This is a genomic window from Candidatus Moraniibacteriota bacterium (genome assembly GCA_016699425.1).
Lineage (GTDB): Bacteria > Patescibacteriota > Minisyncoccia > Moranbacterales > UBA1568 > SSEF01.
The window spans coordinates 575503-591053 of sequence record CP064975.1 but is presented as its reverse complement, the minus strand read 5'-3'; the positions used below and the strand labels follow the sequence as shown (position 1 = coordinate 591053).

Sequence of the window (15551 nt, the reverse complement as noted above, 5' to 3'; positions counted from 1 at the left end):
TGTCCTCGTAACCCTTACTGCCTACTATCATGCTGACGATTCTGATTTTTGCCTTGGTACTCGGTGTGCTCGTGTTCGTACATGAGCTTGGTCATTTCGTTGTCGCTCGGATGAATGGTATCAAGGCGGACGAGTTCGGTTTCGGTTTCCCGCCGCGTATCTTCGGCGTCGTGAAAGACGATGCGACTGGCCGTTATCGTTTCGTGCGCGGCAATACGGACGTCGTCAGTCCACATACGGTGTATTCGCTCAACTGGATTCCCTTGGGTGGCTTCGTAAAGATCAAGGGCGAGGATCGGAACAGCGCCGCCGAGGTGGATAGCTTTGCGAGTCGGAGTGCGTGGACTCGGATCAAGGTGCTCGGTGCGGGAGTCGCGATGAATTTCCTCCTTGCGTGGCTCTTGTTCTCCATCGTGTTGATGCTTGGTTTCCCAGAGCAGATCGACCCGACGAACCGGGGGAAATATACCCGGACTGATGTGCAGATCCTCCAGGTGCAGCCGCATACCCCAGCGGAAGAGATTGGACTGAAGGCGGGTGATATCATCCTCGCCCTGGATACGACTCCGGTCACGACACTTGATTTTGTCTCGACCTATATCCGTGAGCATCGCGGCCAAGAGATCTCGGTGAAGGTGCGGCGCGGTGGCGCAGAGCTAATCCTCTCCGGTACTCCGCGGGTGTCGACGCCCGAAGGCGAAGGGGCACTCGGCATCAGTTTCTCTGAGACAGCGATTGTCCGGTACCCCTGGTATCAGGCAATTCGGCTCGGCTTCGAACAGACGTATGTGAAGACGGCCGAAATCCTTGGTGCGCTCGGTGGTATGATCGCAAGTGTGTTTACGGGGGCCAAGACAGAGATGGATATCGCCGGACCGGTGGGTATCGTGACCTTGACGAAACAGATGTCGGAGCTTGGCCTCACCTATCTCCTGTATTTCGCGGCGATCCTGTCTATCAATCTCGGAATCATCAACATCTTGCCGATCCCGGCCCTGGACGGCGGGCGCATCCTCTTCGTCCTCATCGAAAAGATCAAAGGCTCACCGGTGAGCACACATATCGAAGGCTATGTGCACCAAATCGGCTTCATTCTCCTCCTCCTCCTCATGGTGCTCGTCACCTTGAACGACATCATAAGGCTGCAATTTTGGAGCCGTTTCTCGGGTTGGTTCTGAATAGTCGTCAGGCCATGGAGTGCGACACGCAGGAGCCGTATTGACCCCGTTACCGTTCAATTGGTAACGGCGGTCTTCTTTTCTGACCGTCCGGTTTCGATGGGCCGAGAAATATCCAGAAGCCGTGAGACGAACTCGTTTCGCTGTTTCCAAGTGATCGGAATATCACGCCCGGCTTGACAAAAGTCTTCTTTTTCGCTACTATCGGGCGTTACCTCTTTATCGCTCAAAGGCTATGCCAATGACCAATTTTGTGGCTTTGTTTAAGGAAAAGAAGGGGAGTATCCTCTTGTTCGGGTTCTTCATTGCTGCCGCGGTCTTTTTCGTCGAGACGGCGATCTCGCCACGCTATGCAGTCCGGACCGACTTCATGGTGGTACAATTATCAGGTTCTCAGGACTTCTATACGCTCTTCAAGTCGTCTGAATACCTGGGCAAGGTGCTCTCTGAGTCGATGTACAGCGAACGCTTCATCAATGCCGTCATCGAGACGGGCAAGGTGAGCGCGCAAGGTTTCCTCCCGACCGACAAACGGGAACGGCTCTCGGCTTGGCGCTCGATGGTTTCGGTCGAAAAGAATATCGAGCTCGGCATGCTCTCAGTGTCGGTGAAGGCCGACACGGAGCGCGAGGCCGGCAAGACGATGGAAGCCTTGTCCGATGTGCTCATTCATCGCAACACGGAGTTCCGTGGTGGCGAGGAGAAAGCTGTCGAGGTCCGTGTCCTCTCGGGTCCGATCACTGATCGCAATCCGACTCCGAAAGAACTCTTTGTCCTCGCGGTGCTCGGCTTTCTCGCCGGCGTCTTTGTCCGCGCGACCTGGATTGTGTTGAAGCAAGCGGACCATCCCGGTGGCAAGGCGGTTTCTTTCGCACAACACTAAGTATTTGAAAGAGGGCTTCGGCTTTACTCCGCGGTAGCGGGCCGACCGAAGCTTCCTCTGGATCGTTTCTCTCACTTGAGGGAAGTACTCCAGAGGAAAGGTTTCGATTAAGTCACTTAACAACCAGGTTTTGAATTCAACTCAAGTACGGGAGGTTCCCATGTTGCAAAAATCTTTTGTGGCGGGAATGCTTCTCGCTATGTTGTTTCTCGGTGGCTGTTCGTCTCTCCCTCGCGAAAGCGGGTACGAGGTCCGGACAGTCGAGGCAATCGGCCGCCAAGAGCCATGGCAGAACCGCTCAATCAGTCGAGAGGTATTCACACCAGCTGGTGTGGGGGCAGTGTATGTTACATTGCCACAACCTTTGCCGGAGTATTGGCGGGAAGAATTTGTGGATCCAGCTCGAACCTATGAAGTGAAGGATGGTCCACGCAAGTCCCGGAAGCCGCTCGTGAGACTGGTGTTTCGGGCTATCGTCTTCATGGGCCCCGGAGAAATCCAGACCTATGATGCGGTCGTCGACCGTTTAGTACAGGGCTTCACCGTCTTCGTACCGATTGTCGACATGGAACGTGTCCGTGGGAAGTCTCTCCTTATCCTGTCTTCGGGCGGGAAATGGGGGATGACGGTCCGTGGGGGAAAAGTGGAGTTTGAGAAGGGGTTCGCCCCGGATCGGCTCCCGGCTGGGTTCTTCACGGATCATCCGTCCGCTGTGACGCAGGTGATCCGCCTGAACCCGATCGACAATGAGCATGCTCGCCAGGCCCTCGATGGTGTGGCTGGAATGTTCCCCGCTCGCTTCTTCTTGCGGGACCGGGACGGTGCCTATGTCGGTACTCCTGACATCGCGACTGTCCTCGCCGAGTTCACCTCGGTTGAAAACGCGGCAGATCGGATGATTTCGTGCACGAGCTTGAAGCTCGGGAGCGGATCAGTCGCAGCCGCACCAGTGGTAGCCGGCATGTATGCCGTCCAAGCGGGCATGGCGCTCGCGAAAGACGACTGCATGCATTAAGTAAGCGAGTTTGCAGAAAGGAGTAGCTCATCATGAGCGACCCGATTGTCTCGTACCTATCCAGGTGCCAGGCGTGGGTCGCTCAGATCGACCCACCTTGGTTCTTGAATTTCTCACTTGAATTCAACGGCGAAGGAGGCCGGTAAAATGAAGAACGTATCGAAGTGCCGGACACCCGTCTGGCAATTGATTGTGCTGACGGCACTCTGGACCTTCATCGGTCTCGAGTACTGGCCGTACAGTAACATGCTGGTGCCAGAAGCAATGGCACAGCAGCAGGTGCAAGGGAAGATCGGCACTGCCAAAGCGGCTGAAAAGCCGAGTGTTCCTGCGACTCCAGCAGTGAAGGTTCCCTCTGAGACCTATACGGTCCAGCGGGGCGATCAGTTGTTGAAGAAGTTCGGTAAACAGGCCAAGGTGGTCTGTGAACTAAACAAGCTTGCCAACTGCGATCACATCGAAGTGGGCCAAGTCTTGAAGCTCCCCGCAGGCATCACGCCCCGGGAAACCAAGACCGTGGTCGAGGTCGTAGCGAAGCCGGCTACCAAGCCTGCAGACGCAAAGCCTGCGACTGCTGTACTAGCTGACAAACCTGTCATCGCCAAGCGCGTGACACGGACATATCGGCCAGTTGTGGTTGCACCGAAGACGAATGATGCGGGCGAAATCCTGTATCGTCGCGTCGGTACCGCACCGCTCAATGGTTGCGGCAAGCGCACCATCGCGAGCATCAGTGAAGAAGCGTGGGAAGTCCTCGGTCTGTCGGATGACGACCGGGTGTACCTACGTGAACACGCTGACCTCATTGGCGGTCCGCGTATCCACTTCACGGTGGAAGAGGGCCTGTACCAGATCGAGACGAATGTCCGACTGGAACAAGTCACCTTTTGCCGGGCTGGCAAAGTGGTCGCCATCGGTCCCATGCGTACGGCGTGGGATGCGAAGACGGCGGTCTATGGTGAGCGGTTCGTTCTCCCGTCGGGCAAGATGCTCGTCTGGATGCGGAACTGTTTCAACTGGGTCATCCTCCCCGAGGAGAAGACGGTCTTTGCACCGCCTCCGCCTCCAGCGGAGCCCCCAGTCGCGGAAACCCCGCCACCAGAACCTGCTATCGTTGTTGCGTCAGAAGGACCGGCTCCCACTCCTCAGGCCGATGCGCCCAAGGGGTTCTGTAACCGCTTCGACCCGCATTTGGTCATTGGCCAAGAGCATGAGCCGCGGCACGACGGTGGTGACCAAGCTGACTCGAACTTCCTCGCCGCCGCGCTGTACTGCACCTGGCGGAATGAAGATGACGATGGGACGCATGGCCTCGGTGCCAAGCTGACCGCTTCGAGTTGGAGTGGGACCGTGAACCAACGGGCTGGAAAGTACACTGGTCACATGCACTTAGTCGGGCCGGCGTACGAGTACATCTCGGATGACGGTTGGGATACGGAAGTGTCTCTCCCGATGGTGGGCCAACTCCATGAGCGGTTCCACCAAGACAAGTACGAGTCCCGCCGGGACTTCAATCTTGTCGGTCTCTCGGCGGGGTACAACAACTACGAGCGCCGCCTCCGCGGTGAACCGTTGATCCCTGAGACGCAAGTCTTTGGGACCCTCGCCATACCACTGTCGCGCGCCGTTTACCATAGCTGGGACGGTCAAGCGATTGCTGATACCGAGGAGCTTTCTCGGTTCGGGGTGTATGCCAATGCTGGTGTACGCGTGTGGCTGTACGAGGACGAGGACTCGGTCGTGTTGCCATATGCGCAGCTTGGCTACTTCCTCGAAACTCCGTCGTCCGAGTCGCTGAGTGCCCGTCTGGGCATCGCTGACACGAACCGCATCTGCGGTATCGGTGCGGGTATCGACCATGACCTCTTGCGCGGCGGTGATGTCGCGGCCTGGGGGTGGTGGTGCGATGTCGTCAAAGGCATCCGCGTCGGACGAGCAGTCCATCGCAAGCACCAAATGGTCGTCGAAGCGGCAGACCGCGGCATCACTGTCGAGGAAAACCGCCGGGGGTACATCGAGAGCATCCGTTTCGGTGACACCTGGAAGGGCGACAAGCAGTAAGTAGCATATAGTCGGGGAAAATTCTCCGCAGGGGCAGGGTCGATCATATTCGATCCTGCCCCTTTTGCTTATTTGGAAACTACTGTATTCGCGGCTTGTTAAAGTCACAATTCAGGCATTGACAAAGAAGTGATTTACCGTTAGGATGGAGTGTCATCTTTCTGCCGGCATTTCCCGGCAGGGAAATGACGAACCTTAACAACGCAACACAACGGCTCCAAGGAGGGGCCACAGCATGAAGAAACTCATGAAGCAACTCTTCGGGACGTTCATCGCCCTGGCAACCCCCGTCGCGCTTGCCGGCGACCTCGCAGTTGCAGGCTATACCGATGCCGTTGGCAAGGTACTTCCTGGTGGTGACACCCGCATGACGCTTGTCTCCGATGGCGGTACAACCAAGCTGTCGCTGGCGAACCTCTACGCCTACGGCGAGGCCGGCAGTAAGCGGCTGGAACCTGGCAAGCGTCAGGCGTGGCACGGTGCCAACCCCGAGTATTTCAAGGGCGGGACTGTCTATGTCCTGAAACTCGGCAATGACTGGCGCGGCGGAAAGACGGCAGCGTCCGTTAATCTCACCGCCGACAATGGCTTGGTCATTTTGGCCAAAGCTCCCATCGGCACAGACGAAGTCGTCTTTACCTTCCCCAGTCGCAAGGCTAGTGCCGGCGTGAAGTACGACTGTCAGCCAGTCAACTTCCTGCTTGCCAAGGCAGATGGCAATCGTGCGTGGCTCGGGCATCCGGGCTGGGCAACCGACAATTCATCGTCGGGTATCGGGGACTACATGGTGCTCGCCAACAACGATCAGCGGTTCCCTGCGACAGTCATCTGCTATGATGGCACCGGCAATATCGTGCCCGTCACGCCAGCGATGCGGACGGACCTGGCCAAGATCGTCCTGCCGCCGGCCGATGCCGAAAAACCGGTCGCTACTGCGGCCAAGTGACATCTCTCCCTGCCCATCGGGCAGATTCAGCTCTCAAAGAACGGAAGTTACGTTCTGCGAGGGCTTTTTTTTGCTTATTTTTTAGATATAGGGGGGATTCGCCGTGATGGCGGAGAGATCCGAAACCACATAAGGAAAAATCCTTGACAGAAATAGAATAGTATAGTAGATTACTTAGTCAATTCTGGGCGTGAATAAACCCAGCATTGGCGGGTTTTTCAAGTCCACTACCAACTGAAAGGAGATTGCAATGCAATCCAAGTCGCAAACGTTTCCCATCAGTCACTTCATTGCAGTAGCCATGCTGCTTTTCATCGGCGCACTGCTCTGGTCTGTCACTTCGGCGGCCCGGGCTCAGACGGTGGCTGGCTACAGTAGCTGCCCAGCCATAGAGAATTTCGTCTCCAAGGCGGCCGGCCAGGCCGAGATTGCCATCACTGGTGTCCAACTCAACAGCAACCTGTCCTATTGTCTCATCGGCCTGGGACATGGTAACTGGCATGGAACGGCGGCCAAGGTGAATATCGAGAAAGTTGGCTGTGCCAAAATCGTAGGCGATAAGGTGACCGTGCCAATTCGCCTCGAGGCCAAGCGCTATGAGTCGAAGGGTGCCGTCATCGGCTATATCCCGATCGGGGTTGATGCCGACGGGGTGATCAAGGTGTGGCCTGACAAGCCGTCCGGTTCGGTGGAGTTCATCCGAGCGAACGGTCAGCCCGACCGTGCCATCCCGATTCGCTGGACCATGAACGGTAAGGCTGTGCTCATGACAGCTGCCGAAGCCAGTGGCCAGTTTTCCGACTGAGAATGGAGGAACACATGTTGCAAAGACTCCTCGGAGCGCTCATGCTCCTCGTATCAGGAATTGCTTGGGCGCAACCGTGCGCGCCTGGCTTGCCCGAACGTGCTGTCCCGCAGGCAGGAGAGACGGGTATTGCGATGTTCCCTGAGGAAACCATCAAGGACGAATATCGTCCTGCAGCAAAGATGGCGAATCGTGGTTTCGATCACCTGCTCGGGATGTGGAATGCGGTCACGGTCTATCCGTGTGATCGCAGTCGTCCGGCGACGATCGAGATCAAAGAGTTTGACATCGTGCGTTTGGACCACGCAACCGGCAAACTCATCACCGAGTTTTCGATCCGTTTTGATGGGAATGGTGGTTCGTCGTTCGCGGGTGGCGGGCAGTGGAAACGATTACCGGAATGGTTCATCTCGGGTCAACCCGAACGACAACCGACGATCGTAGCCATGCGTAGATCTGGCTTCCTGATTGATCTGAAATCGATTCCGGAGCATATCCTGCACATGTGGACCGACAGGATTCCGGCAGTTGCAGGTCATGTCTACGGTATCCGAGCGGAAGTCCGAGTGACCGGCGATGCACGATTGCAACTCGCCATGGACTACTGGAAGGGTCGCGATAGTCCACCGCTTCCTTGGGCCGAGGACTGTCAGGGTATGAACCACTGTGAGGCTTGGCTCAGCGACTGGATCGGCGATACGGCCGGTCAATTCGTGACCGTAATCTCACCGCGGTCTCTCCTTGGCAACGCTCGATAAACGGCAACGCCCGCGACTGATCCACAAGGGTCCCTGAAGGATGCGATGCATCTGGACGGGACCCGATTTTTTTACCGCAACACCAATTATATTTTCTACTCACGAACGCTGTCGCTCAAGCTACCAGAATCGGTGTGGCGGTTTACGAAAAATGACTACAACTGATCGCAGAGCTCGCTCGGAAGTGACGCGTGATACAGGGCGAGGAAGCCGCCGGTGACGATCGCGAGGATCCACTGGACGGGCGTGTTCTTGAAAACATTGTCAGAGAGGCTCGCGATCACGAGTGTCACCATGAGGAGCGCGAGGAGAGTCGCCATGTTTTTCAGACTGTGACTCGGTGTCAGGCGGCGCACCCGGTGCACCGGGAAAGCGAACGCGAGGAGAGCGAGAATGAAAACGGTGAGGCCGACTATGCCGCCGTCGATATAGAACTTCACGAAGTCATTGTGGGATTCATTGGAGCCGAAGCGTTCTCCGCGCAGTGCCTCGGCTGAGACGCGGAAGGTGTCCATGCCACTCCCGAGGAGGACCCGGTCTTCGAGGTTGGCTTTGAGGAGCATGTCATGCCAGAGGTTTTGTCGCCAGACGATGGATGAGTCCGGTGTCGGGTGGAGCGCTTCGGTGACGCGTTCATTGACAGCTGGGACGAAGGTCATGAGAACGAGGGGGAGGAGGATGAGTGGCAGGAGGAGGAATCGGTAGCGCCAGATGGCAACGAGAAAGACGAAGACGAAGAGTGATACCCAGGCGATCCGGGCATAGGTGAGGAGGAGGGTGAGGAGCACGAGGGCGATGTAGGCACCGGTCAGGAGGCGCGCGCGATCCTGTCTGGCATAGACGAGGAAGTACATGCTCGCGACGGCGGCGACGGTGAAGAGGTAGAGACTGAAGACATTGGGGTGACTGAAGGTGCCGAAGATGCGGGTGGCCGAGACACTTTCATCCGCGAGGCCAATCCCGAGGATGAACTGCGCGAGTCCGAAAACGATGGGGAGAATGCTCGAGACGAAGATCGCCATGAGGAGGAGCCGGTAGTCGCGATAGCGTCCGATCGAGGCATAGGCGATGAAGCCGACGACGAAGAGATCGAAGACACGGAGGACTTCTTGGAGGGACATCGACGGGGCGATCGAATAGGCGAGCGTGCCGAGTCCCCAGACGATGATGAGACCATAGGGGAGCGTGAGTGGGTAGCGGCCGAGTGTCGACCAACGGACAACGATGAAGAGGACGCCGAAGAGGGCGATGCCGACGCCGAGGAGTTGTGAGAGCGAAAATGTCTGCTCGAAGAGGGTGAGGGTGATGAACTGTGACGAGTAGTCGAGTGACATCCGGAGCACGATGAGAGCGGCGAGGAGGAAGAGGGGAGCGCGATAGAGAGCGATGACGGCGATGACACCGAGGATGGCGATGAGGGGCCAGAGGAGGGACAAGCCAAGAAATCCAGCCAAGAGCGCGATCAGGAAAAAGGCGCCGCCGGTGATGACGTAGGCACGGGGATCAGTCCAGAGCGACGGTCCGGAGGGACTCGGGGTCAAGCGTGTTTGTTCCATATGAGGGTGAAGGTCATAGTGAAACCGAGAAAGCGGTTCGGGATAATTTCAAAATGCTGCAGTCCAGCTTCGGTGGCGAGGGTGGACAATTCGTGACGGGAGAGGAGCTGCATGTAGTCGCCGGTGGCCCAGCCTTTGCCGAGTGCAGTCGCGACGCGGTCAAATGCCGACTTTGGGAGGAGGATATGGAGGAGCGGGATGCGGGTGTGGACTTCGACGGGGAAGAGTCGATTGGGGGTGGTGAGGTAGCCCCGCTTCCCCACGCGATAGAGTTCACGGAGGAAGGCGAGTTGCTTGGCGCGGTCGCCGACATGCTCAATGACGGCATTGGAATAGCCGATGTCAAACGCATCATCTGAAAAGGGAAGTCGGGTGCCGTCACTCGTGATGACTGTGACAGCGGGGTAGCGCTCTTTGAACGTTGTGAAGTCGGTCTCGACCCCAATAGCAGTGATATTCGCAGGATATGCGTAGCGGCGCTCGAGATAATTGTCGGACTCCGAATACTCGATCGTGTTCACGCCGACATCGACGATGCGATCAGCGGGTCCGGGAGTCATGAGTGCGAGAAACTGCGCCCATTTCCGGGCGCGGCTTTTTTTCGAAATGGTGCCAGCGAGGGTTTCGACCAATTGAGCCATAGATTCTGGGAGGCGGAGGAAAAGCGCTATACTGTAATTATGCGCGTACTCCTCATCAACAAATTCCACTACCTAAAAGGCGGGGCAGAGCGAGCGTATTTTGATACTGCCCATATTTTAGCAGAAAACGGTCACTCGGTCGCTTTCTTTGCCATGGAGCATCCGGACAATTTTGAAACGCCGTGGAGCCGATTTTTTGTCTCGAATGTTGATTATCATGACGCGGCGGCCGGACTCTGGTCCAAACTCCGGGCTGCGTTGCGTATCCTCTGGAACCATGAGGCTGCGACCAAGCTCGACACACTCATCGAGGAATTCAAGCCGGAGGTCGCCCATCTGCACAATACCTATCATCAGCTCTCGCCGTCGATTCTTTGGACACTTCGGAAACATGGCGTGCGGATCGTGATGACACTGCATGATTATAAACTGATATCGCCCAATTATAGCCTGCTCGTCCGGGGTCGGATCTGGGACCATACGAGCGGACTGAGGGCGATTACTGATCGGGCGGTGCAGGATTCGTATCTGAAGAGTTTGGTTTGTGCGATGGAAAAATGGTTTCATGCGATGATTGGTAGCTATCGAAACGTTGACGCCTATATCGCCCCGAGTCGCTTCCTCATCGAGAAATTTCATGCGGCCGGTTTCCCTTATCCGATTACCCATGTCGTCCAACCGATTCAGCCATTTCCGACCGCACCAGTACCCGCCGTCCGGAAGTACCTTCTCTTCATCGGCCGACTGTCGAAAGAAAAGGGGTTGGCGACGCTCATCGAGGCGAGCCGACTCTTGTTGGGTGCGGTACCATTGAAAATCATCGGCACTGGACCAGAAGAAATGCTCCTCCGCGAACAAGCCAAGGGAATTCCGAACATCGAATTCCTCGGGTATCAAACAGGCGAGGTGTGGGAACAGGCACTCCGAGAAGCAAGCGCCCTTATGATCCCGTCGATCTGGTACGAGAACATGCCCTATGTTGTTCTCGAAGCCCTGTCGCGAGGTATCCCGGTGATTGCTTCAAACCTCGGCGGTGTGCCGGAGCGCATCCAAGAAGGCGAAAATGGTTTCTTGTTCGAGCCGGGAAACACTGAGGACCTCGTCCGGGCAATCCGAAAACTGATCGAATATCCTGATCCAGTCACTCTGTCCAAGCGGGCATATGAGAGCGTGGCCGATGTCCGGCCGGAAGCGTACTATCAGACTATTTTACGGCTCTACAAAGGGGTAAATTGATGATAATCTCTTTACTTTTCTTACCGTCCGCTGGCAGGCCGCGAATGTGGGATTGACTTTGGTGTGAAAATCGGCTATCATTTCAGGCACTGGAAATTAGTTTTTCGATGCAACTTTTTTCCCAAGGGGGGAATCGTGAGAGATAGGAAATATAAACCGAGAAGATCTTGGTCGGCTCGTCGGCTGGAGCGGTGGGCGATGGTCGCCACGGGACTGATCCTCGTCGTGGTCTTGGTGGGATGTATCGTGGGGATAATTTGGACACTGTCCCACGATGCCGAACTTCGGGCGGCCGAGGCGCGTGAGGCGGCGACACCTTACTAAGGTCGAGGTCGCCAGCAGAAAGGAGGAAGCAGGAAGGGTCTCGAGGGCATTGCTCTTCGGGATCCGTTTTTCATTCTCTCGACCATATTTCGTGCCCAGAGTATCATGGGCTTGACAGTCTCAGTCAATTTTTGCTACTTTCAATCTTCAAATCTATGAATCAGAAACCCCTCCTACTCGCCATTACCCTCATCGCCCTGCTCGTTATCGCCGGTGCTTTCTGGTACCTACAAAACCGCCCACCCATGACTGTCAATCAGCCGGTGGTGAAAGAAGCTCCTATTCAGGCTGAACAGCCGACACAAACTGAAGGGACCGAGGGTATCAAAGATCTCATTGATGGTGAATATGCCTTCACACCCGTTGATACTTCCGATTGGCAGACGTATCGGAATGAGGAGGTTGGATTTGAAGTGAAGATTCCGAAAGATTGGTTCTGTGGGGGTATTGCGCTTGATCCAAATTCAAAACGTAGTGTTGCTTGTTTAGAAAAGATTCAAAAAGAAGCTTATTACGCAGGGAGGTTAAAGAATAAGATCGTGATCACAGTTAATCTTTCTGATAACGATGGCTTGAACATTGGTGAATTAAGAGAGGTTCTGGAGCTGGATAAAATGGAAAAATCTAAGATCTATCGTTCAACAGTTGATGAACAGAGCGTAGTTATAGTTATCGATAAATATAATGTAGGGTATATATCAAATATTCCCCAAAGCTGGTATATTTCAAGTTCTATCGGAGTGAAAAGAGATGTATTAAACGGTTTTCTTTTGTCTTTTAGAACGCTGAAGTAGTATAGCGCTCTACAGAATTCATATATTTCCCAATGTGTGAATTCTGTAGGATGGTATTTTTCATCTCTACGCCCGCAGTCCCTTCACAACTCAACTCTCACTGAAAGGAGAGTAGCATGCAGGCAGTAATGAGGTTCATACTCCTGGTTCTGTGCGTATCCGCGAATGCGGCATATGCCTTCGATCAGACGGAAACCGGGTTCTTCTATCCGACTGGCAAAGCAGATTTTCAGCGTTACCGTTACCTTTTCAGTTGATAGTAGGGCGCTTTTTTTCAAAAAGTTTTACTGCTTCTACGCCTAGTTTTACTAATGTCTCAGGCCAGCGAGCCTGTTTTTGATACTCAAAGAGAGTGAAGGGTAACCGTTCAAATATTTAAATTTAGCTTCACAATCTGTAAAAGGCTTGGTTCTCCTCCGTATCATCCACGCATTCAACCAACACTGAGCCGAAGCAAAACTCTGAAAACCCTTGATCGTCTTCAGCCTCCCATTGAGATGGGAATTGTAGAGTTCAATGAGATTGGTGTTGTTGGGACAGCCTGGCAGCAGCAAGTAATTGAAGAGTTCCTCCTGCCGGTACGCTATCTCACTTACGATGTTTTTGAGCAGACGTTTCTCTCTCTTGATGCTCGCGGCAAAGATCGAATGGCGTTCGTCACATCCTCTCGTTCTCAAACACGCTCTCCTTGAGAGCGTAAAAGAAGGGCCGGTCTCGCTCTGCACTCCGCACCCGTAAAGCCACCCGGATATTCTCCAGGTAGTGGTTGTGGCAGAGCTGCAGCCGAGCCGACGGAAAAACCTTCAGGAGAGCCTTTTTCAGGCCAGAGCGGTCATCGGCGACCACGATCTGAAGATCATAGCCAAGTTGCTTCACTTGATGGAAGAAACGTGAGAAGGACACCTCATCTTCCGCTGTATACAAAGCCCCGAAGGGAATATCGTGGGTCAAGTAATCAATGCCGTAGAGAAAAGGAATCTTTCTCGCAAAGCCTTTGACCGCCACATACTTCCCATCCATGACAAGGATGCCCGAGAAGCGTCTCGGGTCACAGAGGGTTTGCGTCAGAGCGTCATTGGAAGGAAGTTGTGCTAATTCTCTTGTAACTCTCACGAAGGCTTGTTTTCCCGAGAGACCATATTCATCTCCTAATTTACGAAACGGTACCCCATCAATATGCTCGATCCACAGCAGTCTCGGATCATGCCCGAAGTAACGAGAAAAAGAATGTTCACAAGCACGACACAGGTAGTGATGGCTGTAGCCTTGGGAGCCATTCTTCACCGTCTCACGACTGCTGCAGCGGGGACAGTGACGTGACCATTTTTTTTGACATGCTGAATGAAATTTAAGGCTTAAAGTCAACTTTACAGCCGGTTTGAGGCTCTAGTCTAACAAGAACAACACTTTCCATCAACTGAAAAGGTAACGGTATCATTTTCAGCCTGGGGCAGGTTGGTTAGCTGGCGGGGCACCGAAATATGGTAGCTACTTTGCTGGCTTCTACCACGTTGGTGTTGATATGATGCATGGTCTTGGAAAAGATGCATATGCCATTGCGGATGGGAAAGTAGTCTACATTAGCTACGATGATGGTGATGGTAAAAAGTGGGGTGTAGGTAATTGTGCCCTGGTTATCGAGCACAGAACTACCGAAAGCATGGTGTTTTCTGCTGTGTATGGTCATCTCAAGTGTAGCAGCCTTCCAGCTAAGTACGCCGAAGTAGAAGGTGGTGTGTCGATCGGAAAGATTGGTCACTGGGATTATGGTGATCATTTGCATTTCGCCATTCATGACGGACCGTTTCGCACTATGGCGAAAAGTGGTTGGGGCATGATGGCAAACTCAGAATGGAGGACTCCGTGCGAGGGAAATAGTACTTGCACCAACACTTTCACCAACCCAGTCGCCTTCATCCAAACGCACTTCGCCTTCAATCCCTCAACAGAAAAGCAGGTTGCCTGTCAGGGTCATGTGTGTTGGTCGCCCAAGACTGTCGCATGTGAAACTGCGACGATGTGGTACAAGGGCCTATCAGATCCAGTCGTTCGAGCGGGTATCCCGTGGATGTTCGAAGTTGGAAGAGAGATCTGTGATGACCTTCATCCCATGTTCAATGCCGTAGCTGCAGCTGAAGATCCGGGTGAAGTACTCCCGGAGGGCAGTCTCTGGTGGAACTTCATGCGATTCATCCACAAGATGTTGGGGGAGACAGCCAGTTACCGTTACCTTTTCAGTTGATAGTAGGGCGCTTTTTTTCAAAAAGTTTTACTGCTTCTACGCCTAGTTTTACTAATGTCTCAGGCCAGCGAGCCTGTTTTTTGATACTCAAAGAGAGTGAAGGGTAACCGTTCAAATATTTAAATTTAGCTTCACAATCTGTAAAAGGCTTGGTTCTCCTCCGTATCATCCACGCATTCAACCAACACTGAGCCGAAGCAAAACTCTGAAAACCCTTGATCGTCTTCAGCCTCCCATTGAGATGGGAATTGTAGAGTTCAATGAGATTGGTGTTGTTGGGACAGCCTGGCAGCAGCAAGTAATTGAAGAGTTCCTCCTGCCGGTACGCTATCTCACTTACGATGTTTTGAGCAGACGTTTCTCTCTCTTGATGCTCGCGGCAAAAGATCGAATGGCGTTCGTCACATCCTCTCGTTCTCCAAACACGCTCTCCTTGAGAGCGTAAAAGAAGGGCCGGTATCGCTCTTCACTCCGCACCCGTAAAGCCACCCGGATATTCTCCAGGTAGTGGTTGTGGCAGAGCTGCAGCCGAGCCGACGGAAAAACCTTCAGGAGAGCCTTTTTCAGGCCAGAGCGGTCATCGGCGACCACGATCTGAAGATCATAGCCAAGTTGCTTCACTTGATGGAAGAAACGTGAGAAGGACACCTCATCTTCCGCTGTATACAAAGCCCCGAAGGGAATATCGTGGGTCAAGTAATCAATGCCGTAGAGAAAAGGAATCTTTCTCGCAAAGCCTTTGACCGCCACATACTTCCCATCCATGACAAGGATGCCCGAGAAGCGTCTCGGGTCACAGAGGGTTTGCGTCAGAGCGTCATTGGAAGGAAGTTGTGCTAATTCTCTTGTAACTCTCACGAAGGCTTGTTTTCCCGAGAGACCATATTCATCTCCTAATTTACGAAACGGTACCCCATCAATATGCTCGATCCACAGCAGTCTCGGATCATGCCCGAAGTAACGAGAAAAAGAATGTTCACAAGCACGACACAGGTAGTGATGGCTGTAGCCTTGGGAGCCATTCTTCACCGTCTCACGACTGCTGCAGCGGGGACAGTGACGTGACCATTTTTTTGACATGCTGAATGAAATTTAAGGCTTAAAGTCAACTT

15 protein-coding genes are annotated in these 15551 nt (G+C 54.0%); 11 read left to right on the top strand and 4 right to left on the bottom strand.

Translation table 11 applies throughout. The features are described 5' to 3' along the window. The first annotated feature begins 29 nt into the window (after positions 1-29). The 7 genes from rseP (at position 30) to IPJ68_02925 (ending at position 7646) form a co-directional block, all read left to right on the top strand. Positions 30-1178: an RIP metalloprotease RseP gene (rseP, locus tag IPJ68_02955; protein ID QQR79209.1), complete on the top strand. Its 1149-nt coding sequence runs from the start codon at positions 30-32 to the stop codon at positions 1176-1178. Between the two features lie 235 nt (positions 1179-1413). After that, positions 1414-2061 (top strand): hypothetical protein, encoded by a 648-nt coding sequence (locus tag IPJ68_02950; GenBank protein ID QQR79208.1) that lies wholly within the window; start codon positions 1414-1416, stop codon positions 2059-2061. A 160-nt stretch (positions 2062-2221) separates the two neighbouring features. Beyond that, positions 2222-3076 carry a hypothetical protein gene (locus IPJ68_02945; GenBank protein ID QQR79207.1) on the top strand — a complete coding sequence of 285 codons (855 nt, stop codon included), beginning with the start codon at positions 2222-2224 and terminating at the stop codon, positions 3074-3076. 147 nt (positions 3077-3223) lie between these two features. Next, on the top strand, positions 3224-5137 hold the full coding sequence (locus tag IPJ68_02940; protein QQR79206.1) for a LysM peptidoglycan-binding domain-containing protein: 1914 nt from the start codon (positions 3224-3226) through the stop codon (positions 5135-5137). A 235-nt stretch (positions 5138-5372) separates the two neighbouring features. Then, on the top strand, positions 5373-6083 hold the full coding sequence (locus IPJ68_02935) for a hypothetical protein (protein ID QQR79205.1): 711 nt from the start codon (positions 5373-5375) through the stop codon (positions 6081-6083). Positions 6084-6333: 250 nt separating this feature from the next. Next, positions 6334-6888 carry a hypothetical protein gene (locus IPJ68_02930; protein QQR79204.1) on the top strand — a complete coding sequence of 185 codons (555 nt, stop codon included), beginning with the start codon at positions 6334-6336 and terminating at the stop codon, positions 6886-6888. Positions 6889-6902: 14 nt separating this feature from the next. Continuing rightward, positions 6903-7646 carry a hypothetical protein gene (locus IPJ68_02925; GenBank protein ID QQR79203.1) on the top strand — a complete coding sequence of 248 codons (744 nt, stop codon included), beginning with the start codon at positions 6903-6905 and terminating at the stop codon, positions 7644-7646. A gap of 155 nt (positions 7647-7801) precedes the next feature. Here the strand turns inward: IPJ68_02925 and IPJ68_02920 are convergent, their stop codons facing one another. After that, positions 7802-9202: an O-antigen ligase family protein gene (locus IPJ68_02920; GenBank protein QQR79202.1), complete on the bottom strand. Its 1401-nt coding sequence runs from the start codon at positions 9200-9202 to the stop codon at positions 7802-7804. Further along, entirely contained in the window at positions 9184-9843 is a 660-nt protein-coding gene (locus IPJ68_02915; protein ID QQR79201.1) for a methyltransferase domain-containing protein, read from the bottom strand. The genes IPJ68_02920 and IPJ68_02915 overlap by 19 nt, the downstream gene beginning before the upstream one ends. Positions 9844-9882: 39 nt before the next feature. Here IPJ68_02915 and IPJ68_02910 point away from each other — a divergent pair, with 39 nt between their 5' ends. The 3 genes from IPJ68_02910 (at position 9883) to IPJ68_02900 (ending at position 12197) form a co-directional block, all read left to right on the top strand. After that, positions 9883-11079, top strand: a complete 1197-nt coding sequence (locus IPJ68_02910; GenBank protein ID QQR79200.1) for a glycosyltransferase — start codon at positions 9883-9885, stop codon at positions 11077-11079. 135 nt (positions 11080-11214) lie between these two features. Further along, positions 11215-11403 (top strand): hypothetical protein, encoded by a 189-nt coding sequence (locus IPJ68_02905; protein QQR79199.1) that lies wholly within the window; start codon positions 11215-11217, stop codon positions 11401-11403. A 155-nt stretch (positions 11404-11558) separates the two neighbouring features. After that, positions 11559-12197 carry a hypothetical protein gene (locus tag IPJ68_02900; GenBank protein ID QQR79198.1) on the top strand — a complete coding sequence of 213 codons (639 nt, stop codon included), beginning with the start codon at positions 11559-11561 and terminating at the stop codon, positions 12195-12197. Positions 12198-12854: 657 nt separating this feature from the next. Here IPJ68_02900 and IPJ68_02895 read toward each other — a convergent pair. After that, on the bottom strand, positions 12855-13481 hold the full coding sequence (locus IPJ68_02895; protein QQR79197.1) for a transposase: 627 nt from the start codon (positions 13479-13481) through the stop codon (positions 12855-12857). A 238-nt stretch (positions 13482-13719) separates the two neighbouring features. Between IPJ68_02895 and IPJ68_02890 the strand changes: the two genes are divergently transcribed. Further along, positions 13720-14439, top strand: a complete 720-nt coding sequence (locus IPJ68_02890) for a M23 family metallopeptidase (protein ID QQR79196.1) — start codon at positions 13720-13722, stop codon at positions 14437-14439. A 336-nt stretch (positions 14440-14775) separates the two neighbouring features. Here the strand turns inward: IPJ68_02890 and IPJ68_02885 are convergent, their stop codons facing one another. Then, positions 14776-15519: a transposase gene (locus IPJ68_02885; GenBank protein QQR79195.1), complete on the bottom strand. Its 744-nt coding sequence runs from the start codon at positions 15517-15519 to the stop codon at positions 14776-14778. Positions 15520-15551: the final 32 nt, after the last annotated feature.